Source organism: Rossellomorea vietnamensis, from assembly GCF_008180415.1.
Taxonomy (GTDB): Bacteria; Bacillota; Bacilli; order Bacillales; family Bacillaceae_B; genus Rossellomorea; species Rossellomorea vietnamensis_C.
The window spans coordinates 212,126-235,424 of the sequence record NZ_VTEI01000007.1 but is presented as its reverse complement, the minus strand read 5'-3'; the positions used below and the strand labels follow the sequence as shown (position 1 = coordinate 235,424).

General features: G+C 42.5%; 21 protein-coding genes. 9 read left to right on the top strand and 12 right to left on the bottom strand.

Going from position 1 to position 23,299, the window contains the following annotated elements; all coding sequences use genetic code 11:
* Nucleotides 1–393: 393 nt before the first annotated feature.
* The 4 genes from FZC78_RS14875 to FZC78_RS14860 form a co-directional block, all read right to left on the bottom strand.
* Nucleotides 394–1,770 (bottom strand): ammonium transporter, encoded by a 1,377-nt coding sequence (locus FZC78_RS14875; protein ID WP_148940720.1) that lies wholly within the window; start codon nucleotides 1,768–1,770, stop codon nucleotides 394–396.
* A gap of 124 nt (nucleotides 1,771–1,894) precedes the next feature.
* A complete protein-coding gene (locus tag FZC78_RS14870; RefSeq protein WP_148940719.1) occupies nucleotides 1,895–2,236 on the bottom strand; it encodes a P-II family nitrogen regulator in 342 nt (113 codons plus the stop codon).
* Nucleotides 2,237–2,739: 503 nt separating this feature from the next.
* Nucleotides 2,740–4,086 carry an MATE family efflux transporter gene (locus FZC78_RS14865; RefSeq protein ID WP_148940717.1) on the bottom strand — a complete coding sequence of 449 codons (1,347 nt, stop codon included), beginning with the start codon at nucleotides 4,084–4,086 and terminating at the stop codon, nucleotides 2,740–2,742.
* Nucleotides 4,087–4,248: 162 nt separating this feature from the next.
* Entirely contained in the window at nucleotides 4,249–6,006 is a 1,758-nt protein-coding gene (locus tag FZC78_RS14860; RefSeq protein ID WP_148940715.1) for an alpha-glycosidase, read from the bottom strand.
* A gap of 262 nt (nucleotides 6,007–6,268) precedes the next feature.
* Here FZC78_RS14860 and FZC78_RS14855 point away from each other — a divergent pair, with 262 nt between their 5' ends.
* From FZC78_RS14855 to FZC78_RS14835, 5 genes are all read left to right on the top strand, one after another.
* On the top strand, nucleotides 6,269–7,555 hold the full coding sequence (locus FZC78_RS14855) for an extracellular solute-binding protein (protein WP_148940713.1): 1,287 nt from the start codon (nucleotides 6,269–6,271) through the stop codon (nucleotides 7,553–7,555).
* 168 nt (nucleotides 7,556–7,723) lie between these two features.
* Nucleotides 7,724–9,016 carry a carbohydrate ABC transporter permease gene (locus tag FZC78_RS14850; protein WP_148940711.1) on the top strand — a complete coding sequence of 431 codons (1,293 nt, stop codon included), beginning with the start codon at nucleotides 7,724–7,726 and terminating at the stop codon, nucleotides 9,014–9,016.
* Between the two features lies 1 nt (nucleotide 9,017).
* A complete protein-coding gene (locus FZC78_RS14845) occupies nucleotides 9,018–9,860 on the top strand; it encodes a sugar ABC transporter permease (protein WP_148940709.1) in 843 nt (280 codons plus the stop codon).
* Between the two features lie 40 nt (nucleotides 9,861–9,900).
* A complete protein-coding gene (locus tag FZC78_RS14840) occupies nucleotides 9,901–11,439 on the top strand; it encodes an alpha-amylase family glycosyl hydrolase (RefSeq protein WP_148940707.1) in 1,539 nt (512 codons plus the stop codon).
* 50 nt (nucleotides 11,440–11,489) lie between these two features.
* Nucleotides 11,490–12,536, top strand: a complete 1,047-nt coding sequence (locus FZC78_RS14835; protein WP_148940705.1) for a LacI family DNA-binding transcriptional regulator — start codon at nucleotides 11,490–11,492, stop codon at nucleotides 12,534–12,536.
* Between the two features lie 97 nt (nucleotides 12,537–12,633).
* On the opposite strand, the gene FZC78_RS14830 is transcribed toward FZC78_RS14835, so the two are convergent.
* The 5 genes from FZC78_RS14830 to FZC78_RS14810 all read right to left on the bottom strand — a co-directional run bounded on the left by FZC78_RS14830 (nucleotide 12,634) and on the right by FZC78_RS14810 (nucleotide 17,069).
* Complete coding sequence (locus tag FZC78_RS14830) at nucleotides 12,634–13,491, bottom strand: SDR family oxidoreductase (RefSeq protein WP_148940704.1); 858 nt, start codon at nucleotides 13,489–13,491, stop codon at nucleotides 12,634–12,636.
* 113 nt (nucleotides 13,492–13,604) lie between these two features.
* Nucleotides 13,605–14,966, bottom strand: a complete 1,362-nt coding sequence (locus tag FZC78_RS14825) for a CoA-disulfide reductase (RefSeq protein WP_148940702.1) — start codon at nucleotides 14,964–14,966, stop codon at nucleotides 13,605–13,607.
* 358 nt (nucleotides 14,967–15,324) lie between these two features.
* On the bottom strand, nucleotides 15,325–15,816 hold the full coding sequence (locus FZC78_RS14820) for a YajQ family cyclic di-GMP-binding protein (protein ID WP_148940701.1): 492 nt from the start codon (nucleotides 15,814–15,816) through the stop codon (nucleotides 15,325–15,327).
* 192 nt (nucleotides 15,817–16,008) lie between these two features.
* Nucleotides 16,009–16,140: a DUF3941 domain-containing protein gene (locus tag FZC78_RS14815; RefSeq protein ID WP_148940699.1), complete on the bottom strand. Its 132-nt coding sequence runs from the start codon at nucleotides 16,138–16,140 to the stop codon at nucleotides 16,009–16,011.
* A gap of 62 nt (nucleotides 16,141–16,202) precedes the next feature.
* Nucleotides 16,203–17,069 carry a DegV family protein gene (locus FZC78_RS14810; RefSeq protein WP_148940698.1) on the bottom strand — a complete coding sequence of 289 codons (867 nt, stop codon included), beginning with the start codon at nucleotides 17,067–17,069 and terminating at the stop codon, nucleotides 16,203–16,205.
* A gap of 310 nt (nucleotides 17,070–17,379) precedes the next feature.
* Between FZC78_RS14810 and FZC78_RS14805 the strand changes: the two genes are divergently transcribed.
* Nucleotides 17,380–18,234: a YitT family protein gene (locus FZC78_RS14805; RefSeq protein WP_148940696.1), complete on the top strand. Its 855-nt coding sequence runs from the start codon at nucleotides 17,380–17,382 to the stop codon at nucleotides 18,232–18,234.
* A gap of 57 nt (nucleotides 18,235–18,291) precedes the next feature.
* Nucleotides 18,292–19,050, top strand: a complete 759-nt coding sequence (locus FZC78_RS14800; RefSeq protein ID WP_148940694.1) for a BsuPI-related putative proteinase inhibitor — start codon at nucleotides 18,292–18,294, stop codon at nucleotides 19,048–19,050.
* A gap of 1,347 nt (nucleotides 19,051–20,397) precedes the next feature.
* On the opposite strand, the gene FZC78_RS14795 is transcribed toward FZC78_RS14800, so the two are convergent.
* The 3 genes from FZC78_RS14795 to FZC78_RS14790 all read right to left on the bottom strand — a co-directional run bounded on the left by FZC78_RS14795 (nucleotide 20,398) and on the right by FZC78_RS14790 (nucleotide 21,877).
* Entirely contained in the window at nucleotides 20,398–20,592 is a 195-nt protein-coding gene (locus FZC78_RS14795) for a DUF3813 domain-containing protein (RefSeq protein WP_148940692.1), read from the bottom strand.
* A gap of 2 nt (nucleotides 20,593–20,594) precedes the next feature.
* Nucleotides 20,595–20,747 carry a hypothetical protein gene (locus FZC78_RS23745; protein ID WP_006838689.1) on the bottom strand — a complete coding sequence of 51 codons (153 nt, stop codon included), beginning with the start codon at nucleotides 20,745–20,747 and terminating at the stop codon, nucleotides 20,595–20,597.
* Nucleotides 20,748–21,061: 314 nt separating this feature from the next.
* A complete protein-coding gene (locus FZC78_RS14790; protein ID WP_148940871.1) occupies nucleotides 21,062–21,877 on the bottom strand; it encodes a Cof-type HAD-IIB family hydrolase in 816 nt (271 codons plus the stop codon).
* A 144-nt stretch (nucleotides 21,878–22,021) separates the two neighbouring features.
* On the opposite strand from FZC78_RS14790, the gene FZC78_RS14785 reads away from it, so the two are divergent.
* Both FZC78_RS14785 and FZC78_RS14780 read left to right on the top strand, forming a co-directional pair.
* On the top strand, nucleotides 22,022–22,789 hold the full coding sequence (locus FZC78_RS14785; protein WP_148940690.1) for a prolyl oligopeptidase family serine peptidase: 768 nt from the start codon (nucleotides 22,022–22,024) through the stop codon (nucleotides 22,787–22,789).
* Between the two features lie 105 nt (nucleotides 22,790–22,894).
* Complete coding sequence (locus FZC78_RS14780; RefSeq protein ID WP_148940689.1) at nucleotides 22,895–23,203, top strand: metal-sulfur cluster assembly factor; 309 nt, start codon at nucleotides 22,895–22,897, stop codon at nucleotides 23,201–23,203.
* Nucleotides 23,204–23,299: the final 96 nt, after the last annotated feature.

The following is a 23,299-nucleotide window of genomic DNA, read 5'->3' as shown; positions in this document are numbered from 1 at the left end:
AACCCCTTCCGTAAACAGGAAGGGGTTTGAATTCATCAAAATAAGAAAGTATAACTTTTTTAAATCGAAAATTAGGCAGCGTTTCTTAATCCAGCTCCGAGGCCCCAGCGGCTAGCGTACTGCCCATCCCCTCCTTGCGATAAGTTATCATCGAATCACTTCGTTCTTCGTGATTCCTTTATCTCATGCGGGGCTGGTACAGTCCGTACGCCGCTGAGCGGGGCCTTTCCGCTTTTTATGAATCCGGCTCCAGCGCCCTAGGGTCCGTACCCACTGGAACGGACTTAGCCCCTCGGGATCAAATAACCCCCGGAGAGTAAAAGGAAAGCCCGCCTTTTTTTCTCCGGGGAACATTTGCCTGTCGGGGCTAAAAGGGGCGCTTGCGCTTTTTTATCAGTGATATTGTTTCTTTGAAGGTGGAACACTCAAGCCATCAAGCTTCCTCACCAGCTCTTTACCAAAAGCAGTATTCGGCTGGTTAGAGTGCGACGTCAGCACAGTTTCACTTAATTCATATGCAGTGGCGCCATGTTCGGAGAAATCGAGACCAGCCAACTCATCCTCACTGGAGACGCGGATATTATCGGCCTTGTTGAGAAGATAGATGACTGCACCGGAAGAAGCAGCGACCCAGAGTATGACAGCACCCACCCCGATTGCCTGTGTACCTAAAAGGGAAAGGTCTCCTCCATAGAAAAGTCCATTTGATACATCGAAGAAACCAATAGCCAATGTTCCCCAGATTCCGCAAAGTCCGTGCACGGCAATGGCTCCTACAGGATCATCCACTTTCAATTTTACTTCTATAAAGCGTACACCCTCGACCAATAGTATTCCTGCAATGAGTCCTATTACAAGGGATCCCCCGATGGAAACATTGGCACATCCAGCTGTGATTCCTACCAACCCTCCTAAAGCGCCGTTCAATGTCAGGGAAGGATCAATTCTGTTAAAGCGGAATGCAGTGTAAAAAGCAGAAGATAAAACAGCTGCTGAAGCAGAAAGGAGTGTTGCAGTGATTACCCGCGGCACCAAATCAGGATCGGCAGCCAATGTGCTTCCTCCATTGAAACCAAACCATCCGAACCAAAGGATGAAAACGCCAAGAGCTCCGATGGGGATGTTGTGGCCGGGAATGACATTTACTTTAGAATTGGTATATTTGCCTATACGCGGTCCAAGGAAGAGAACGGCAATGAAAGCAGCTACTGCACCGCTTAAGTGGACGACAGTGGAGCCTGCAAAATCAACAAAGCCGAGTTCTGAAAGCCAGCCTCCGCCCCAAACCCAGTGTCCGACAACAGGATAAATGACTCCTGTAATAACCACGGTAATAATCATATAGCTTCTTAATTTCATCCGTTCTGCAACTGCGCCTGATATGATCGTCGCACAAGTTGCTGCGAACACTGCCTGGAAGACAAAGAATCCGATGTCTTCGCGGCCTGCCAGAAGGAACCCATCCGTACCAGTAAGTCCGTTGGCAGTGCTGCCAAACATCAAGCCAAAACCAACAAGAAAATAGAGGATAGAGGCGATGGAAATTGTAAGGAAGTTCTTCATAAGGATATTCAGCGTATTTTTAGAGCGGGTAAACCCGGATTCCACCATCGCAAACCCGGCATGCATAAAAAACACCAATAAAGCTGCGGTCATGATCCACATACCGTCAACGGAACTCTGAACACTAGCGGCAGTAGGTGTCTGGGCAAAAGCGGGAGTGGCAGCCAGCAAAAGTAAAGCAGATAAAGATGATACTTTTTTCAGCATTATTTTTCCTCCTGATTTTAAATTCTTTGTGGTCATAAAGCGTAAGAGAAAGTAAGGGCCTGCAGTGAGTCTTGATGGAGAATGGTTTACGTGTTTAGAATAGAGTTTGACATTTGTAAATAAATTAAATAAAGGCCTGCTTACCGCGTTCTTTGGAACGGATCCTGACTACTTCCTGAATATCGGAGATGAAAATCTTACCGTCGCCGACTTTTCCTGTTGAACAGTATTCACAGATCAAGTCGACAATCTCATCTGTTTCAGAATCCTCTACAATCATTTCAACCTTTACTCGCGGGGAGAGAGCTACTTCAAAGGTGGTGCCTCGAAACAACCCTTGTTTTCCTTTTTGTTTGCCGCAGCCTGCAGCTTCAGAAACGGTCAATCCATTAAATCCACTTGCAGCCAAGCCTTCTCTTAATGCTTGAAATACCTCAGGACGGATAATAGCTTCGATTTTTTTCATATATATCAACTCCTTGAATTTGATGTCAGAAAAACTAACATCAATTAGTTATGTTTCCTATCATATTCTGAATACTTGAAAAAATCAACTAATAAAAATTATGTAAGCGTTTTAATGTTAAAAAAATTTAAAGTGGGCTTTTCCACTGCAAGTAAGCCTGGTTTTTTAGAGAGATTGTTTTCGCAAAGCTTAATAGTAGATTAAAGGCTTAGAGATAAAATAATCTCTAAGCCTTTAAGTGGATACATGAAAATTTTTTTGAAAAGTCATTATGCGCTAAATAAAAATACACTCTGAATTTGAAAGTGATTCTTCTTCAAATTTGTTTAATGGATGCACCTCTAATCAAACCAGTTAGAAAATAGCGGAGGGTATTGAAGAAAGGATGGGAAATATGGTCAAGCTATAAGCAGGACAGTACTAGATGGAAAGGAAAAAAAGAGGGAGGATGGGCTGAATTAAAGCGAAATTAACCCCCTGCTTGAACAGGCAGGGGGGGTGAGTTATTTTGCTGAAGCTTTGCCTATAAAGCCTTTATCCATCCATACTTTTGATCTCCAACGGCGGAGCATGATCAGTCCACGGAGCCATTCATCTGCAATGAAGGAGATCCAGACACCGATCAAGCCGAGTCCAAATACAATTCCTAATAAATAAGACAGAAACACACTTACTCCCCACATGGAGAGGATACCAACGTAAACCGGGAATTTGACGTCGCCCGCTGCACGGAGCGAGCTGATGACGACTAAATTAAAGCTTCTTCCTGGTTCGAGGATGATGGTCAGCCAGATTAAAATGCTTCCGAGATAAATGATGTCATCATTGCTTGTGAAGATCCTCAAAAGCGGTTCAGAGAACAATGCAAAAATAACGGCCATTCCCAAGGAGATAATGATTGATGTCTTTAAGCTTTTGATACATCTTTCATAGGCCGATTGAAAGTCTTTGCGGCCTATCATGTGCCCGATCATGATTTGAGTCCCCTGGCTGATGGCAAGGGCAAATAAAAAGATGAACATCATGAGATTTTGAGCATATACCTTTGTTGTCAATGCCTCAGTCCCAAGAATGGCAATAAAGTAAGTGATGGCCATCTGTGAACCGTTATAGGACAGGTGTTCACCCGCTGAGGGGATGCCGATCCTGAGCAGGTCTTTAATGTGCTGTACAGGAAAAAGCCGATTGACGGAGAAAATCCCTGGAATCCGTTTCACTAAAACAAAGGAAATGGCAATGAGGCCGATTGTCCTGCTGACAACAGTAGAAATGGATACACCTTCAACACCCAGGACAGGAATACCGAATGGTCCGAAAATAAATAGGTAGTTTCCGATCACGTTCAAGATATTCATCCCAATAGTGATATACATGGCATCTTTAGTAAACTCATAGCTTCGCAGAGTTGCGCCTGCTGTCATAATTAAAGCTTGAATAAAGGAGAAACCGCCAACGATAGTTAAATAGGTGGATGCTTCGCCGCGCAATTCCTGAGGGATATCCATCAGGCTGAGAATTTGACCGTTAAATGCAAATATGAGCACACTTAAGAGAAATCCAAATGCCAGATTGATAATCAGCGAAACTACAGCTACTTCCCGTGCCGAGGTGATCTTATCGGCACCTAAGTTTTGCGAGACAAGTATGGAGGTCCCGGTTGCAACAAATCCGAACATTACAATGATTAAGGACAGTACCTGGTTTGAAACCCCGACAGCCGCCACAGAGTCATCCGAATATTGGCTCAGCATCAATGTATCAGCATTCCCCATTAGCATATGCAGGAATATTTCTACAAAAATCGGCCATGTGAGTGCGTAAAGACTAAGTTTTTTCTTATCTAGACTCATGAAGCAGTCATCTCTTTTCTAATAAATTATATTACTCAATTATACTCAAAAAATATCAGCAGGAGGGCTGATTGGAAAAAATAAAAGGTATATTTCTTTAAAAATCATCTGCGAAATAAACAACTTCCTCCCGGCAGTTTCTTATGCCGGGAGGAAGTTGCATTAAAATTGCAGGATGCTGAAGCCGAGCGGATTTAATTCCACCCCTATATCTTCGGAATCTGCAGCAAATTCTTGATCCTGCCAAACATCTGTAATTTTCTTTCCTTTTAGAGTAAATGGCAGAGGGTACACGACATGTTTATCTGACGCATTTAAAATAATGACGATTGTATTCTCTCCATCTGATTTGGTATAAGCTATGAAATCGTCATTAATCTCAGCAGGCAAGAAAGTGAATGTTCCATCATTGGCGAGAAGCTTATGTTCTTTTCTGAGGGAAATCAACTTCTGGACATGTTCGAAGAGTCCTCTATCCTGTTTCGCGGTATCCCATTCCATGCACTTTCTGCACCCTGGATCCGCTCCTCCAGTCATCCCGATTTCATCTCCATAATAGATACAAGGAGATCCGATGAAAGTAAGCATCAAGGTGAAAATTTGTTTCACTTTTTCCTTGTTGCCTCCGCATTCGGTAAGAATTCTAGGAGTATCATGGCTGCCAACCAGATTGAAGGAGGTCTCCATTACATTCCTTGGATACATATGAACAACTTGTGTCATACTTTCCATGAATTGCCTTGGATTAATGGTATCTTTGGCGAACAAATTCAGGATATTGGTGGTGAAAGGGTAGTTCATGACCGCATCGAACTGGTCGCCTCTCAGCCATGGCATTGAATCATGCCAGATTTCACCAAGGATGTATAGTTCCGGTTTAATGGCTTTGGTCTCTTTACGGAACTCTCTCCAGAATGAATGATCCACTTCATTCGCAACGTCCAGTCTCCAGCCGTCGATATCAAATTCCTTGATCCAATACCGGGCGGCTTCCAGGAGGTAATCCCTGACTTCGGGATTTTCCGTGTTAAGTTTCGGCATGGACGGTTCAAAAGCAAAAGTATCGTAATTTGGAAGAGGATCCTTTTGCAGCGGGAACTCTCTGATATGGAACCAGTCTTTGAATGCTGAACTTTCCCCTTTCTCCAAAACATCCTGGAACTGTGGGAAATACAGTCCGCTGTGGTTAAACACGGCATCCAGCATAACTTTGATTCCGTTTTCGTGACATGCTTTTACAAGGTTTTTAAGTGTTTCTTTATCACCGAACTGCGGATCCAGCTCAAAATAATCGATGGTATCATATTTGTGGTTGGAATAGGCTTTGAAAATTGGCGTGAAATAAATACCGGTGATGCCCAGCTCTTTTAAATATGGAATAGCGTCCATGACACCATGGAGGTCACCGCCGAAGAAATTATCCGGTTTGGGATCTGTGCTTCCCCAAGGAAGGGTGCCTTCCGGATCCCAGTCTTTATTCCCATTTGCAAACCTTTCGGGGAATATTTGATACCAGACAGTATCTTTGACCCAGGAAGGTGCTTGGAATACATCGATTGAGTTCAGGAATGGAAAGCAGAAGTAATCTCCAACATCATTGGTCGGCTGATCGAGAAATCCCCTGTCTCCATAAAAATGTGCCTCTTGTTCATCCTCAAGCAGGAACCCGTAGCGCAATCTCTTAAAAGGCGGTTCAACCGAAGTGAACCAGTAATCGAAAAGCTGATCGGTTCCGGTATGTACCATAGGCAGGGAAGAATAAATCCATTTTCCGTCTTTCCATTCGTAAGGATCTCCATGCAGCAGCGAGACTGTTTTGACGTCATTCTTCTTCGTTCGGATTCGTATATGTATTTCTTTATCAGTGCAAGCGTATGCATAGTTATCTTTCGGTCTGTGATAGATAGCTTCTAAGTGCATATTTCAGCCTCCTTTTTAAAATTCCCTTAAAGGTTATTCCATATCTATAGTAAAGTCAACGGAGATGTTTCAATACAATAAATAAAACGTTTTCAAAAAAAAATAAAAAAGGTATTGTCAAAATAAATATAAGCATTATAATAGGGGTAGGTTGTGCAATCGGTTTCACAGATATGAAAGCGGTATCTAATACCTTTTATTTTTTGTCGTTTTGTGCAAACGGTTGTTCAATTTAATTTTTATGTACTCAGGAGGGGTCAGAATGAAAAAGACACTATCATTATTGATGGTAATCATGCTGGTTTTAGGCGCATTGGCTGCCTGCGGACCTAATCGTGAAGAGGGAGCAGGAAACAATAATCAAGGCGGAGACGATAACGCAACACCTGAAACAAGCAAGCCAGAGAAGCTTGTCGTTTGGGAAGATGATAAAAAGTCAGGCTGGTTAGATGAAGTAGGTGCCAAGTTTACTGAAGAACATGGCATTGAAATTGAAGTCAAAGAAGTAGAAATGGCTACGAAGATGAAAGAACAGCTTCGTTTAGATGGTCCGGCTGGGACAGGCCCGGATGTACTTACACTGCCTCATGACCAAATCGGAGAAATGGCTCTTGCAGGACATATCGCAGAGCTTGATGTTGAACAAGAAATAGTAGATCGCTTTTCTGAATCTTCTATTTTAGCTCAATCTTATGAGGGAACACTATACGGTCTTCCGAAATCTTCGGAAACCCCAGTATTCATTTATAACAAAGAGTTGATGGAAGAAGCTCCGGCTACAATGGATGAAGTATATGAGTTCTCTACTGATTTCACTAAAGATGGAAACTATGGTTTCCTTGCGCTATGGGATAACTACTACTTTGCTCACGCTCCTATCGGAGGAATGGGTGGATATGTTTTCGCTGAGAATGACGGTGCATTAAATCCGGCAGATCTTGGTTTGAACAATGACGGTGCTGTTGAAGGTGCTGAATATATCCAAAAATGGTATGAAGAAGGTTTATTCCCTAAAGGGATCGTCGGTGAAAACGGCGGAGCTGCAATGGATGGATTGTTTAATGAAGGAAAAGTTGCTTCTGTAATGAATGGACCTTGGTCTTTCCAAAGTTATGAAGAAGCAGGAATCGAAATTGGTGTAGCTGCAATGCCAACGCTTCCAAATGGCGAGCCGATGAAAACATTCATGGGTGTTAAAGGATGGCACGTATCCGGCTACTCTGAAAACCAAGAGTGGGCACAAACGTTCATCGAGTTCATCACACAGGATGAGAATTCAAAACTTCGATTTGAACAAACAAAAGAAGTTCCTACGAATACAGCCCTTGTAGATGACCCTGCAATTGCTGAAAACGAAGGAGCAAAAGCTGTAGCTGAGCAGTCTCAGCATGCAGTGCCAATGCCGAACATTCCTGAAATGGGAGAAGTTTGGGATCCAATGGCAGATGCTTTGCAAACGGTCGTTACTGGTAAACAAGAGCCTAAAGCTGCCCTTGATTCAGCAGTAGATACAATCGAGCAAAATATCGAAGCGAACCATTCAAACTAAACATAATAGAGGGGACTGACTCTTACTTGAGTCAGTCTTCTATATTAAAGTATAGTAAATCTCTGAACAGTAAGAATTCTTCAGTGACTTCATGAAGAAAGATTGTATCTTTCTTGATAAAGCTTCTGAAGCTTATAAAAATATAAAGAGAAGAAGGGGGAATTTAGGATGGCTGAAAATTCCTATCAGACAAAACATCGAAAAACAGCGCTTGCCCTTTCCTTGATACCCGGGCTGGGTCAGTTCTACAACAAACAAAAATTAAAAGGCGGATTTTTCCTTATAATGGCTGCGGCCTTTATCTTCGTATTCCGTGATTTGATTGATTATGGACTTTGGGGGATTTTTACCCTTGGCGAAAGTACTGCAGCACCTTATAAAGACCACTCCATTTTCTTGATGGTATATGGGATTCTTGCAATCATCATCATTCTATTTGGATTAGGCTTCTACGCCTTCAATCTTTATGACGCATTTAGAAACGGAGAGAAGAGAGACCGCGGTGAAAAGCTCAGCACGATCAGAGAACAATACCGCAATCTTGTAGACAATGGGTTTCCATACCTGATCATGTCTCCTGGTTTCCTGCTGTTAGTGTTCGTGGTTATATTCCCAATCATCTTCGTTGTGCTTCTGGCATTTACGAACTATGATCTATATCACTCTCCTCCAGCAAAATTAGTCGACTGGATCGGGATTCAAAACTTTATTGATATCTTCCAGATTGATATTTGGAGAAGCACATTCTTCTCTGTGTTGTCATGGACGCTTGTTTGGACATTCGGTGCAACGACAACACAGGTTGCACTTGGTATCTTCCTGGCGATCCTGGTCAATCAGAAAGATTTAAAAGGGAAAGCGATCATCAGGACAGTTTTCATCCTGCCTTGGGCTATCCCGGCATTCGTGTCCATCCTGATATTTGCGGGAATGTTCAATGAATCTTTCGGAACGATCAACAATGATATCCTCGCTTTTCTTGGTATAGGAGACATCCCGTGGATGACTGAAGCAATGTATACCAGAATTGCATTGATCTTTATTCAGACATGGCTCGGTTTTCCATTTATCTTTGCCATGACTACAGGGGTGCTTCAGTCCATTCCGGATGAGCTTTACGAAGCTGCCACGGTGGACGGCGCTTCCAGCGTCCAGAAATTCAAGAATATCACTCTGCCGCTTGTTCTTTTTGCAACGGCACCGATTTTGATCACTCAATATACATTCAACTTTAATAACTTTAATGTCATCTATCTGTTCAACGGCGGCGGTCCAGCTTTGACCGGCCAGAATGCAGGCGGAACGGATATCCTTATTTCATGGATTTACAGCTTGACCATGACATCTGCTCAGTACTCTAAAGCAGCTGCTATCACTTTACTGCTTTCTATCTTTGTTATCACAATAGCGGTATGGCAGTTCAGAAGAACAAAATCATTCCAAGAAGAGGATATGATGTGATATGAATTTAAAAAAACAGAAACTCATCAGATTGACACTGTCCTATATAGCCATTGCGATTATGTTTTCTATCATCTTGTATCCAGTTGCGTGGATCATTGGATCATCATTTAACCCGGGCCAAAGTTTATCCGGATCAAGTATTATTCCGAAAAATGCAACATTGTCACACTACAAGGAACTTTTTGATTTAGAACAAAGCAACTACTTGATTTGGTATTGGAATTCATTGAAAGTCAGCTTGTCGACTATGGCTTTAACCGTGTTGATGGTCAGCTTGACTGCTTATGCATTCTCCCGCTATCGTTTCGTGGGGAGAAAAAATGGATTGATGACATTTTTGATCCTGCAAATGATTCCTAACTTTGCGGCTTTGATTGCCATTTTCGTACTGGCTTTGGTAACAGATCTGCTTGATACACACCTTGGTTTGATCCTTGTATATGTCGGTGGACAAATTCCGATGAACACTTGGTTGATGAAAGGGTATCTTGATACGATTCCTAAGGAGCTTGATGAATCTGCGAAAATGGACGGAGCGGGACATTTTCGGATTTTCTTCCAGATTGTTATGCCTCTTGCCAAACCGATCATCGCTGTCGTTGCATTATTTTCATTCATTGCACCGTTTGCTGACTTCATCATTGCCAGCATCCTGCTAAGATCGGAAGAGAAGTATACTTTGCCGGTAGCTTTATATGATATGGTGGCTAAACAATTCGGAGCGGAATTCACCACGTTCGCTGCGGGATCAGTACTTATCGCCATCCCGATTGCCGGCCTGTTCCTGTACTTCCAGAAATACTTTGTTTCTGGATTGACGGCAGGGGGAACAAAAGGATAATCTTAAAGGCGTAACTAATTAAATTTAAGGAGGAGCGGAGATGAAAAGAAGAGTATTTTCTCTTATTCTTATTCCGTTTCTTCTTTTTTACGCCCTCCCTGCAGGAGCTGCTGAAAAAGAAGAACGTACATGGCAAGACGAATCCATTTATTTTTTGATGATAGACAGGTTCAACAATGGTGATCAGTCTAACGATTATGACGTAGACAAAAAAGATCCGAAGGCCTATCAGGGCGGTGACTTTCAAGGAGTCATCGATCAGCTTGATTATATAAAGGATATGGGTTTTACAAGCATCTGGCTGACACCAGTATTTGATAACCAGGAAAAAGGCTACCACGGTTACTGGATTAAAGATTTTTATAATACAGATGAACATTTTGGGTCAATGGAGAAGTTCAAGGAACTTGTAGACGAAGCACACAAACGTGACATGAAAGTTATATTGGACTTTATTGTTAACCATGTCGGTCCAAATCACGAGTGGTTGAATGATCCTGAAAAAGCAGATTGGTTTCACGAAAAACAGCCGATGAATTTCAATGATGAAGAGAGCCTTCAAAATGACTGGCTATATGACCTGCCTGATTTGAATACAGAAAATCCGGAAGTGAAACAATACCTATTAGATGCTGCCGCCTGGTGGATTGAAGAAACGGATATTGACGGCTACCGGCTTGACACTGTCAGGCATGTTCCTCAGGAATTCTGGAAAGAGTTCTCTGAAAGAGTAAAAGCTGAAAAGGAAGATTTCTACCTATTGGGTGAAGTCTTTGATTACGACCCTCGGAATATTGCCAAGTATGAGGGAGTAGGGATTGATGGCTTTGCAGATTTTCCGCAGGCTCAAGAGATGCGGGATGTCTTCCAGAAGCCCGACACAGATATGGACAGGCTCTTCAATTTTTGGCAGTATAACCAAACTTACTTTGAAAACCCATACTTGATGGGCACGTTCATTGATAATCATGATATGGTGCGATTCACAAATTTAGTAACACAAAATAATCAGTTCCCGGGTACACGCTGGAAGCTGCCATTGGCATATATGTTTACTGTTCCAGGCCTGCCGATTCTTTATTATGGTTCTGAAATTGCTCTCAGTGGGGGAGAAGACCCTGACAACCGCCGATTAATGGACTTCAGAACGGATAAAGAGCTTGTCGAATATATTACCAAGCTTGGTGAATTGAGAAATACCCATACGGCTCTTACAAGGGGAAGTATGGAACTGCTGTATGAAGAAGATGGTATGGCAGTCTTCAAACGTGAAGATGAGAACGAGACATTAATTGTAGCGATTAATAACACCAGTGAATCACAGAGTGTCAAGTTGAAATCACCACAGCTGCCGGAAGGAATGGAACTTAGAGGCCTGGTTGAAGGGGACCTTGTCCGTGCAGAAGGGGACAGTTATGATATCATTCTTGACCGTGAAAAGGCTGAAGTCTATACACTTCAGCAAAGAAGCGGCTTGAACTATGGATTTATCGGAGCTCTTTCCGCTGTATATATTATTTTCCTTATCTTTATTTATTACGTCTGGAAAAAAGGTAAAGCAAGGAAAAACGCTGAATGATCGTTAAATTCCAATCATAGGTTCGAGTTATTGGGGAAGGGGAGAAAAATATGGCTGTAACAATAAAAGATGTAGCAAAACTGGCTAATGTTGCGCCATCTACTGTTTCCAGAGTGATAGCCAATAATTCCCGTATTAGCGATAGTACAAAACAAAAAGTGAGAGAAGCAATGAAGAAGCTGGGGTATCATCCGAACTTCATCGCGAGAAGCCTGGCGAACCAATCGACCCAGGTGCTTGGCCTTGTATTGCCTGGATCAGCGGATAAATTTTTTCAAAATCCGTTTTTTCCGACGGTACTGCGAGGTTTAAGTGAAGGGGCACATGAAAAGCAGTATGCTTTGCAAATGACCACAGGCCAAAGTGACCAGGAAATCTATGACGGAATCGTTCAAATGGTACAAGGAGGAAGGGTTGATGGAATCATACTCCTTTATTCCAAAGTTGAAGATAAAGTCATGATGTACCTCAAAGAGAGAGATTTTCCTTTTGTCGTGATTGGAAAGCCGTTTAAGCATGCCGATGAAATCACACACGTAGATAACGATAATTTCAGGGCAACGAAAGAAGTTACAGATTACTTGTTGAAAGCCGGACATGACCGCATAGCTTTTGTGGGCGGCGATTTGAATCTGGTTGTTACTGTAGAACGGCTGCTCGGCTATGAGAAATCCCTCAGAAATGCGGGTATTCCTCTTGAAGACAGATATATTGTACATGAAGAATTCTTAAGAGAAGGCGGCCAGGAAGCCGTCAAGGAATTAATGACGCTGAAGAACCCGCCAACTGCACTGGTGGTTGCGGATGATTTAATGTCTCTTGGGGTATTGAATACGTTGAATGAGATGGGAATATCGGTACCCGATGATATTTCCATCATCAGTTTCAACAACGTTATGCTGGCTGAAATGTCACGTCCGCCTCTGACTTCAGTCGATATCAATATTTTTGACTTAGGATATCAGGCAGCACGGAACCTGATTCAAAAAATAGAGGATCCTCGCGAACCTGTGAAGAGGATAACGATTCCTCATCAAATTGTAGAACGTTCTTCATGCAGTATGGTGAAAACGGTGAAAAATACTGAGTCCTTATAGAAAGCTGGCCTTCTATGTATGGCTTTTTTAGGAACTATAACCGCACACTCAAAACAGACAGCTCCTCGGTATCGAGGGCTGTCTGTTTTCATTACTATTAGCCATTTACGATTTTTCCGCCGTTTACATGCATGACTTGTCCAGTAGTGTATTGTGAATCATCACTTGCCAAGTAGACATAGGCCGGCGCAAGCTCGAATGGCTGTCCTGCTCTGCCAAGCGGCGTATCAGCTCCAAATTGAGCCACCTTATCCTCAGGGAATGTAGAGGGAATCAATGGTGTCCAAATAGGGCCAGGCGCCACTCCATTCACCCTGATGTTTTGTGAAGCCAGTGACTGGGATAGGGATCGTGTAAACGCAACGATTGCCCCCTTTGTTGATGAATAATCAAGCAGCTGCTCATTCCCGGCGTAAGCGGTGACAGATGTTGTATTTATAATTGAACTTCCGCTTTTAAGATGCGGCAGTGCTGCCTTTGTCAAATAAAAGAAGGAAAACACGTTTGTCCTAAATGTTTTTTCCAGTTGTTCATCAGAGATGTCAAGCAAGCTCTTTTGAGGGTGCTGTTCTGCGGCGTTGTTGACAAGTATATCGAGCTGTCCAAAATGATCCACCGTTTCTTGGACTACTTCTGCACTGTAGGAAGAACTCCCGAGGTCACCAGAGAACAGCAAACACGTTCTGCCTTCTTTTTCAATAAGGCTCTTTGTTTCCTGGGCATCCTGGTCTTCTTCGAGGTAGGCGATAGCGATATCTGCTCCTTCTTTAGCGAAGTAAAGGGCGACGGCTTTTCCGATTCCGCTGTCTCCTCCTGTGATGAGGGCAACCTTGCCTTTCAGTTTACCGCTTCCTTTATAGTTATCATCGATGTATTTCGGCTGAGGATGCATCTCCTTTTCGGTGCCTGGCTGATGATCCTGATGCTGGGGCGGAAAATTATTTTCTTGAGACATAGATACTTCACTCCTTCGATAATGAATTGAGTTTAAGGATTTAAATGTCGTTGTGCCAAGATAGTAACAGTGCTGCTTCAATTTCAAATTATCTTTACCCGATTGCCGGAATTTTAATCCTGATGCTTATTTTTTATCATGCTTTCTGCTTTATACCCGATTATGTTAATAAGGTCTTTAGGCGATGAATAGGGTGGAGAATAGGCTGTCTCAATTTCCTGCAGACGATCAGCCGTTACATTTCCATTGATACAGGCTGAAAGGATATCGATTCTTTTATCGACCCCTTCACCTCCTATGATTTGTGCACCAAGTATCCTTCCAGACTCTTCGCTGAAATGCATCTTAATACTTACTCTTTCAGCTCCAGGATAATAACCTGCATGTGATTTACCTGTATGTGCAACAGTGTGAAAGGCAATATTTTCTTCCAAAAGCTGTTTTTCATTTAAACCAGTGGAAGCTGCAGTCAAACTGAAAATCTTAACCACGGATGTACCAAGGAGGCCTTTGAAACGGATGGGATCCCCTGTCAGGTGCTTTGCAGCGATGTAGGATTGCCGGTGAGCAGGCCACGCGAGCGGTATTCTGACAGGTTTTCCTGAAATAGCGCTCTTGCTCTCAACTGCGTCACCTACAGCATAGATGGAGGAGTCACTGGTCTGCATGTACTCATTTACCTTTATGCCCCCAGTCTTGCCGATCGAGAGCCCGGCTTCTCCTGCAAGCCTTGTCTGCGGTCTGACACCAGTAGCAACGATGATGAAATCTGAGTGGATTTCATTGGCTCTCTGCGTAATGATGACTCCCTTATCATCCACTTTCTGCACGCCATCATTGAGAAACACATTGACTCCATGTTCTCTCACTTCTTTTTCAATCATTTCACTCATGTCCTCATCCAAGACACCCATTAAATGGGGTGATGCTTCTATCAGATTGACATCCATTCCCAGGACTGATAAGTTCTCAGCCATTTCAATGCCTATAAATCCACCGCCAATAATAGAACAGGAGGCTGGGTGCCTGGTCTCAAGAAATTCTTTGATTCTATCCATGTCTTCGATATTCCGAAGCACAAAATGGCGGCTTTCTTTCAGGCCATTAATGGGAGGCAGGAAGGGGGCAGCCCCGGGTGCCAGTACAAGGAAGTCGTAGTTTTCATGATACTCCTCTTTCGAACGAAGATCTTTCACTTTAATGCTCTTCTCATTTCGATCGATTGATAAAACTTCATTGAAGACGCGGACATCAATATTTAGTTGTTCTTTCATGGATTTGGGATCCGCAGCAAACAGATGATCTCTTTCTTTAATGATGTCACCTATAAAATAAGGCATCCCGCAGTTTCCGAACGAAATATGCTCATCCTTTTCAAACATAACGATTTCACATTCCTCATCCAATCTTCTGAGCTGTGCTGCTGTAGTCGCGCCTCCTGCAACACCGCCAACGACCAATATTCGACTTGTCATGGATATTCCTCCCTGGATTTCTTTATTTCATAAAAACTGAAAAATGTCATTATCATCAGCTCTTGTTGTTAAGCAAGCAGTCATGCTTTCTTAACCGATCACATGTTACAGCAAGTTAAGCAGCCCTTAATAAAAGCGGCTTCTCTTAAACTTGATGATTTTCAAAAGTTACGTCAAATTCACTAAAATATCGTGATAAGCAAAAGACCAAAGCTGTTCTTCCTGTTGAGAGAGAAAATCCCGCTACCGAGGGGGATATGAAAGCAGCAATTGATACTGAAACAGTTTCAAAGAGGGTATATAAAAAAGCCGGTTGGATATATTTTACCCAGCCGGCTCTATTAAAAACGAAGCACCATCAACGGAAATTCATAAATTGGACGTCTACAGACAAATCAGCCTCTCTAATAGCTGCCATGATTTGCTGCAGATCATCTCTGCTTTTTCCGGTTACGCGTATTTGATCATCTTGAATTTGGCTTTTTACCTTAACACCAGAATTTTTGATGAGCGTATTTATTTTTTTTGCATCTTCTTTCCCGATTCCTTGAACTAATTTCGCTCTTTGGCGGACTGTGCCTCCGGAAGCGCCTTCCGTTTTTCCGTAGTCAAGATTTTTGACCGGAACGCCTCTTTTAATGAGTTTGCCGATCAAAACATCCTTTAACTGGTCCATCTTATAGTCGTCATCAGAAACCAGTACGATTTCTTCTTTGTCCAATGAAATATCACTTTTGCTTCCTTTAAAATCATAGCGTGTCTTAATTTCTTTAAGTGCTGCACTGATGGCGTTTTTGACTTCAGGGAAATCAACCTGTGAAACTACGTCAAATGAATTTTCCTTTGCCATGGAAATGACCTCCTTATGTATCACTTTCTAAGCCAACATTCCAGATGTAAGGCCTGTTAGTTACATTATAGACAACGAAATAACCCCATACAACTTTTAGCGAGGGTGTTTTTATCTTTATTGTATATGATTAGAAAAAAGCCGGCTTTGGTCTAAGTCCAAAGCCGGCCCTCATATAGATTCCTGTATATCTTACAGGTGGTCTGTTTTTTTGGAGTATTGACGTTTGCCCGCTTTACGGTTTTTTTCTCTCATCATGTTCTTCTCGTGATGAAGTGCATTATTGTCTTTAGCCTTCTTATCGTTATCTGAAGTATGCGGCAAGATAGGATTCTCCCTTCTAAATCTTAATACAGATTTAGCTTTTCCGAAAAAGGGAATCGTTATTACTCGGAAGCCGGGGAGTGATTGGAAAAGAATATCGCCAGTGTACCCGGGCCTGCATGGGAACCTACTGCAGCTCCTATAATGTTGATATAAACTTCTTTAGGCTGAAACCTTTCCTGTATCAAGTTCTTCATTTCATGGGCAAGTTCCTCATCATCACCATGACTGATAGCTACAACCTGCTGGTCCAAGTCTGCGCCTCTCTCTTCCATTAGGTCGAGAATGCGCTTCAGGACTTTTTTTCGGCCGCGGATCTTTTCAATTGGGACAAGTTTACCATCTTCCACATGAAGGAGAGGCTTGACATTAAGAAGGCCTCCGAGGAACGCAGATGCTTTCGATACTCTGCCTCCTTTAGCCAGGTAATCAAGATCTTCCACTGTGAAAAGATGTTCCATATGTTCACATTTGTACTTGGCAAAGGAAATGATTTCATCAGCAGAAGCCCCGCTCTTTGCAAGTTCCGCTGTTTCTTTGACAGCAAGACCATACCCTAGGGAAGCGCATTTACTGTCAATGATCGTCAAATCTAAAGCGGGGTACTCATCTTTGATTTGATCCCTTATCATGACTGCTGTCTGATAGGTTCCTGATAACTCAGATGAGAAAGTGACATAAATGCCTTTCTCATCACTTTTGGCGAGATCAGTAAATATTTTCTGGAAAAACGAAGGTGATGCTTGAGAAGTTTTAGGCATTTTCCCCTCCCTGATTTTTTGGAATACTTCTTCAGGCTGGATATTGACCATATCCTCATATTCGTTGTCATCAATTAATACGCGCAGAGGGATCATTGTTATATCGTATTCCTCATAAAAAGCTTTTGGAAGATCGGATGCACTATCAGCAAATAAACGGATACTCATTGGACCATTCACCCTTTAAAATGTTTTATTAAGCTGTACAGGCAAATTGATGATGAAATAAAATGATATGTATTTTGAAAGCATCATTCTGAGCCATACAGCCCTTGATTCTTTTTTTGCCCGGTTGTTTTCTGGGAAATTGCACGCTAAGACATACAGTCATAATCATGAAAACAACATATTGTTTCAAAAAAAGTTAAGCTATATACACTAAGTCTAGCCATTTATAGAAAAAATGACAATCATTTGTTGTTTTTTTCATTTTTGGGATAAATAAAGATAAGAGATACTTTTAAAAGGAGGGAATGCAATGTCTCGTGACTTTGTAGTATTAGAAACAAAAAAACTGGTCATCGTGTTATTCGGTGCCCTTTTAAATGCGCTTGCCCTGAACCTGTTCTTGATCCCCGCTAATGTATATGCCAGCGGATTCACAGGAATCGCACAGCTTTTATCAAGCGTTTTATCTGATTACACACCATTTGCAGTATCTACAGGTATCCTTCTGCTTTTGCTTAATATCCCTGTGACAATACTGGGCTGGTTGAAGGTGGGTAAATCCTTCACCTTTTACAGCTTTGTCTCAGTTCTATCAACCACCATATTCCTGGGCTTCATCCCTGTGATACACCTGTCTCCCGATATTCTGCTGAATGCCGTTTTTGGCGGTGTCATTGCGGCTGTGGGGGTAGGTATGACCTTAAAATGGGGTGCCTCAACAGGCGGCATGGATATTATCGCCATGATTCTATCCCGCTTGAAAGATAAGCCTGTCGGTACATACTTCTTCCTGATGAATTCAGTCATCATTATTACTGCCGGACAGCTTTATGGATGGGAGAAGGCATTATATACTCTTGTCACACTATATGTTTCCACGCGTGTGATTGATGCCATCCATACAAGGCATGAAAAACTGACGGCCATGATTATTACGAAGAATTCAACAGAATTGAAAGAAGCCATACACTCTAAATTGGTAAGGGGAATCACAACCCTTCCAGCAAGAGGCGGCTTTACAAATGAGGATAAAGAGATGCTGTTTATCGTCATTACCCGCTATGAGCTATACGATCTCGAACATATTATCAAAGAAGTCGACCCGACTGCCTTCACAAATATAGTAGAGACTGCCGGCATCTTCGGTTTCTTCCGACGGGATTAATACTGCGGTAGTTGAGGATAATAAAGGGTGCATCCTTAAAGAAAGGGGTACATCTCTTTGAAAAAAGCAATCGTGATATTACTTTTTATAGTGTCGACAGCCTATTATCCGACCGGAACCACCCAGGCGGGAAATCAACAGCCGGAATGGGAAGTGAAGGCAGAAGAAGGGGACGGAGGTGTTGAGATAGAATTGACCGCCTTCAATAATACTCCAGATAAGATGATCTTGGAGTTTCCCTCAAGCCAATTTTTTGATTATATAGTAATGGACCATTCCGGAAAAGAAGTATACCGATACAGTGATAATAAAGCTTTCCTGCCGGCAGTCCAGCGCATCACTTTAAAGAGCGGCGAGCAAAAAATCTGGCAGAGCAAATGGGACCATTCATCCTCGTATGGACAAAGAATTCCTCCTGGAGAATATATGGTAGAAGCTTTCCTGCAGGTTAAGCAAGTTAATGGAAAACCAGTGGAAGAAAGAATTGGCCAGACGATGAAGCTAACAATCGAGGAACAGAATCCTTCCTTTAAAAACGTTAAAATGGTTTCTTCCGGGAACAGCTATTGTGTCAGGGGGCAAGCTAAAGTATCAGCAGGCAGCTTTTATTACACAGTGGAGGATGGCCATAACATCCTGAAAGAAGAAACGATGGTAAAAGTGAACAAGGAATCTCCGAACTGGAGTGAATTTGAATTTTGCTTTGATCTGGGAAGAGATGAAATTGCCAAAAATAGGCCAGTGCTTTTGAATCTTTATGAGAGAGATCTTGAGGACGGTACGGTTCACCATAATTATACAGTTGAAGTTAAGTGATATTAGCGGTGTCTAGTAAAGGTCTCAAATTCCTTGACAGTGTCTTGGGGAAGTTTCTAGAATGGGTCAAGCTACTTTAAAAGGAACTGCACAAAATTGTGCAGTTCCTTTTAAAGATGATGAGGTTGTCGTTCTCAGGGCAAGGTGAGATGGATGGAGTATAGGAGGATACATGAGCAGGGCCTTGTGGTGGGTGTAGATATATATGTATCTAAGCGAGTCATGCGGATACATGAGCAGGGCATTTTAGCCGGAGATATGTATCCACGCGAGTCATGTGGATACATAAGTAGGTGTATTAGCCGGAGATATGTATCCAGGCGCGCGTCGAGTGGAAACAAGAGTAGGGCCTTTTGGCCGGAGATATGTATCCAGGCGTGTCGAGTGGAAACAAGAGTAGGGCCTTTTGGTCGGAGATATGTATCTAGGCCGGCCGAGTGGAAACAAGGGTAGGGTATTTTGGCTGAAGATATGTATCCATGCGCGTCGTGTGGAAACATGAGTAGAGCCTTTTAGCCGAAGATATGTATCCAGGCGCGTCGTGTGGATACAAGAGTAGAGCATTTTGGCCGAAGATATGTATCCAAACGCGTCATGTGGATACATAAGTAGGGTATATTAGCCGGAGATATGTATCCAGGCGCGTCGTGTGGATACAAGAGTAGAGCATTTTGGCCGAAGATATGTATCCAAACGCGTCATGTGGAAACATGAGTAGAGCCTTTTAGCCGAAGATATGTATCCAAGCGAGTCATGCGGATACATGAGCAGAGCATTTTGGCCGGAGATATGTATCCACACGAGTCATGTGGGTACAAGAGTAGGGCATTTTGGCTGAAGATCTGTATCCAGACGCGTCGTGTGGAAACATAAGTAGGGTATATTAGCCGGAGATATGTATCCAGGCGCGTCATGTGGATACATAAGTAGGGTATATTAGCCGGAGATATGTATCCAGGCGTGTCGAGTGGAAACATGAGTAGGACATATTAGCAGAAGATATGTATCCAAGTCGGCCGAGTGGATACAAGAGAAGAGCCTTTTAGCCGAAGATCTGTATCCAAGCAGTCAAGTGGGTACAAGAGTAGGGCATATTAGCCGAAGATCTGTATCCAAGCGAGTCAGACAGGTGCAGATATAAGAGCAGAGCGTGTAGTGGGTACATAAATTGGTTCTGTTGCACAGACATATATCTATATCGGTCGTATGATTACAGGAGTAAGTGTTTATATATATCCACCCTTTCTGGTACTTCAGCGGGATTTCTAGAGCATAGATAAATTTCAACACTATCAGCATGGTTACATTACGAAAATGCATCCGGAAAAACTCCGGATGCTTCTGGACTTACTGTAATTGGTTCAATTCGCCTTGTAATTCACGAAGCTGCTCCTGTTCAGCTCTGGTTGTGTTAGCATAAGCAGAGGAAAGAGCGTTCTTGGCACGTGCAATGGTTTGCTGGGTGTCTTCACTGCCTGTGGTTGAAGCCTCTTTAGCTAATTGGACATATTGACGGGCTTCTTGGAATAATCGGTTTCCCATTTTTATATGCCTCCAAGCGAAGAGTTTTCAACGTTCTCTAATTTTTTGGCTTCAGCCTCAGCCAGTGTGGAGTGGTAAGGAATGCGGTCATCGTGTTTGGAAACCGCGTCTTTTCCCTGTTGCACAAATCTTTTGGATTTATTGCTTTTGCCCATCTTCAGCACCCCTTTGTCTTTTTAAGCACTGAACCTGTGTGCTCATAGATAGTATGAACAGAACCGGGGAAGATTAGTGAACAGAAATATTGCCAGCATTGTTAATGTCTGTTTGTATTAGGCTCTTTCGTAAACTTTGTTGCTATTTCAGACTAATTCCGAAAAAATAACATATATCACCGAAAAAACCTCGTAACCAGGAAAAGAAAAGAGCTGCTATCTCAGATTTGAGAGAAAATTCTTAGTATACGAGGGGAAAATCCGGAATTTGGGATTTTTTCCAAAGCAACAAGTACGCGAATACAGCCTTGTATTCAGCTTAAACGGAGGTGGCTGTTCAAAAATGCTGCAATTCCATCTTCTTCGTTGCTCAATGTAATGTCATCTGCGACGCTTTTCAAGGGTTCGATTGCATTTCCCATGGCGACTCCGACTCCTGCATATTTGAGCATTTCAAGATCATTATCCTCATCTCCAAATGCAATGATGCGGTTCTGCGGGATTTCCAAATGGCTTGCAACTTTTTCTATTCCGACCGCCTTGTTCAATCCGCTTTTGACTATTTCTATGACATGCCAAGGGGCTGCCCAGCGGCGGTGGTCGATGACTTCAGCATGAACACTGCTCAAATGCTTCCTGATTTCGGTTACATGCTCCTCATCGGCATGAATCAGCATGGAAGTAGGGGATTGGGTTAAATAGTTCCGTAAATCCCCCGTAGTGACATTCGGCTCTCCAAAATTGAAAACATCAATCAGGCGTTCGTCATGATAGTGGAAATAGACATCATCCATTACTTCTGCAATGATGTTTCTGAAACTAAAATCAAAGTCATGACAAGCCTGGACAATCTCCCTTGCTACCCCGACTTCCATTGGCTGGTGGAAGGTTTCCCAGTTTTGGTCGAGAGGATGGTGGACAAAGGCACCGTTGAAATTGACAATCGGTGTATTTAAGACTAATTCTTTGTAATACATCTCACTTGCTCTATAAGGCCTTCCTGTTGCTATCATGATTTCATGGCCTTGCTCTTTGGCTTTATGTAAGGTTTGCTTGGTTTTTGGAGAAATCTTTTTTTCATCCGTCAATAATGTACCGTCGAGATCCAACACGATTAAATGCTTATCCATACTCATTAAATCAATCTCCATTCTATTTTTATATACAAGTATAGTGTATATGTTTCGTAAAACAGAAGTCCACCATGGTAAACTGATTTATACAAACTTTTACAGCAGGTTAACCCTGTTGTATGTAGTAAAGGAGTAATGCAAATGATTACAATAAAAAAAGATAGAATTGAAAATATACCAGTTCTGAATCTCAGCTTGCAAGAACGGTCTGATGAGAAGCTTCCTGCTGTATTCTTTATACACGGTTTTACAAGTGCAAAAGAACACAACCTGCATTATGCTTTTTACTTGGCGGAAAAGGGATATAGGGTGTTAATGCCGGACTCACTGCTCCATGGAGAGAGAGCGGAAGGACTAAACGAAAGCCGGTTGAGTGTGCGTTTTTGGGAAATAGTCGTCACGACTATTGAGGAATTGGGCAAGTTGAAGAATCATTATACACAGAACGGCCTCATTGATGAAGAGCGAATCGGTGCAGCTGGAACCTCGATGGGCGGGATTGTTACATTGGGGGCACTGACAAAGTTTCCTTGGATTCAGTCCGCAGTCAGCTTGATGGGATGTCCTTCTTATACAGATTTGGCAAATACCCAGATCGGCTCTTTGAAAAGAAAAGGCTACCAATTGCCTTATTCTGATGAAGAATTGAACTCGCTCCTGGATATGCTGAAAGGATATGACTTAACCTTGCAGCCTGAAGTGCTTGAGGGGAAATCGCTCTTTTTCTGGCATGGGAAGCAGGATACTGTCGTGCCCTATCAGCCTGCATATGATTTCTACAAAAGTCTTACTGAAAGCGGCAAACCGCAAATGAGGGATTTGCAATTTATGCCAGACGAAACCGCGGGGCATAAAGTATCGCGAGAAGCTGTATTGAAAAGTGCGGCTTGGTTTGCAGAGAACCTCTGATCCACTTATCCGGGATGCAAAGGTGAAGAGCCGTATCACTTTCTATACATAACATTCTTTGTTAAGATAAAAATAGAAAAAGGTGCAGATAAGGAGTGAAATTGGATGGATCAAGATATGAAAGATAGTATGATGGGGACGCTTGAACAAGTTGTCGACCCGGAATTGGGAATAGATATCGTCAATCTTGGATTAGTATATGACGTCGACTTAGACGAAGAAGGCAAAGCGACGGTGACCATGACATTGACATCGATGGGGTGTCCGCTGGCGGGAACGATCGTGGATCAGGTAAAAGCAGCTCTTTCTGATCTTCCAGAGGTAAAAGAAACAGAAGTGGATATCGTTTGGAATCCGCCTTGGAGCAAAGACAAAATGTCGAGATATGCGAAAATCGCATTAGGTATTCGCTAAAACTCAGTAACATATAAAAAAAGCAGTGTTATTCATCTGAATAAACACTGCTTTTTTATAACATGCACTTCTTCTGTGCAATGTGAGCATCCTATA

Excerpts from the sequence above, each read along its gene's own strand:
- FZC78_RS14785 (WP_148940690.1), top strand. The coding sequence starts at position 22,022 with ATGATTACAATAAAAAAAGATAGAATTGAAAATATACCAGTTCTGAAT.
- FZC78_RS14780 (WP_148940689.1), top strand. The coding sequence starts at position 22,895 with ATGGATCAAGATATGAAAGATAGTATGATGGGGACGCTTGAACAAGTT.
- FZC78_RS14855 (WP_148940713.1), top strand. The coding sequence starts at position 6,269 with ATGAAAAAGACACTATCATTATTGATGGTAATCATGCTGGTTTTAGGC.
- FZC78_RS14870 (WP_148940719.1), bottom strand. The coding sequence starts at position 2,236 with ATGAAAAAAATCGAAGCTATTATCCGTCCTGAGGTATTTCAAGCATTA.
- FZC78_RS14860 (WP_148940715.1), bottom strand. The coding sequence starts at position 6,006 with ATGCACTTAGAAGCTATCTATCACAGACCGAAAGATAACTATGCATAC.
- FZC78_RS14850 (WP_148940711.1), top strand. The coding sequence starts at position 7,724 with ATGGCTGAAAATTCCTATCAGACAAAACATCGAAAAACAGCGCTTGCC.
- FZC78_RS14865 (WP_148940717.1), bottom strand. The coding sequence starts at position 4,086 with ATGAGTCTAGATAAGAAAAAACTTAGTCTTTACGCACTCACATGGCCG.
- FZC78_RS14790 (WP_148940871.1), bottom strand. The coding sequence starts at position 21,877 with ATGGATAAGCATTTAATCGTGTTGGATCTCGACGGTACATTATTGACG.
- FZC78_RS14795 (WP_148940692.1), bottom strand. The coding sequence starts at position 20,592 with ATGGGAAACCGATTATTCCAAGAAGCCCGTCAATATGTCCAATTAGCT.
- FZC78_RS14830 (WP_148940704.1), bottom strand. The coding sequence starts at position 13,491 with ATGTCTCAAGAAAATAATTTTCCGCCCCAGCATCAGGATCATCAGCCA.
- FZC78_RS23745 (WP_006838689.1), bottom strand. The coding sequence starts at position 20,747 with ATGGGCAAAAGCAATAAATCCAAAAGATTTGTGCAACAGGGAAAAGAC.
- FZC78_RS14825 (WP_148940702.1), bottom strand. The coding sequence starts at position 14,966 with ATGACAAGTCGAATATTGGTCGTTGGCGGTGTTGCAGGAGGCGCGACT.
- FZC78_RS14820 (WP_148940701.1), bottom strand. The coding sequence starts at position 15,816 with ATGGCAAAGGAAAATTCATTTGACGTAGTTTCACAGGTTGATTTCCCT.
- FZC78_RS14845 (WP_148940709.1), top strand. The coding sequence starts at position 9,018 with ATGAATTTAAAAAAACAGAAACTCATCAGATTGACACTGTCCTATATA.
- FZC78_RS14875 (WP_148940720.1), bottom strand. The coding sequence starts at position 1,770 with ATGCTGAAAAAAGTATCATCTTTATCTGCTTTACTTTTGCTGGCTGCC.
- FZC78_RS14805 (WP_148940696.1), top strand. The coding sequence starts at position 17,380 with ATGTCTCGTGACTTTGTAGTATTAGAAACAAAAAAACTGGTCATCGTG.
- FZC78_RS14835 (WP_148940705.1), top strand. The coding sequence starts at position 11,490 with ATGGCTGTAACAATAAAAGATGTAGCAAAACTGGCTAATGTTGCGCCA.
- FZC78_RS14810 (WP_148940698.1), bottom strand. The coding sequence starts at position 17,069 with ATGAGTATCCGTTTATTTGCTGATAGTGCATCCGATCTTCCAAAAGCT.
- FZC78_RS14840 (WP_148940707.1), top strand. The coding sequence starts at position 9,901 with ATGAAAAGAAGAGTATTTTCTCTTATTCTTATTCCGTTTCTTCTTTTT.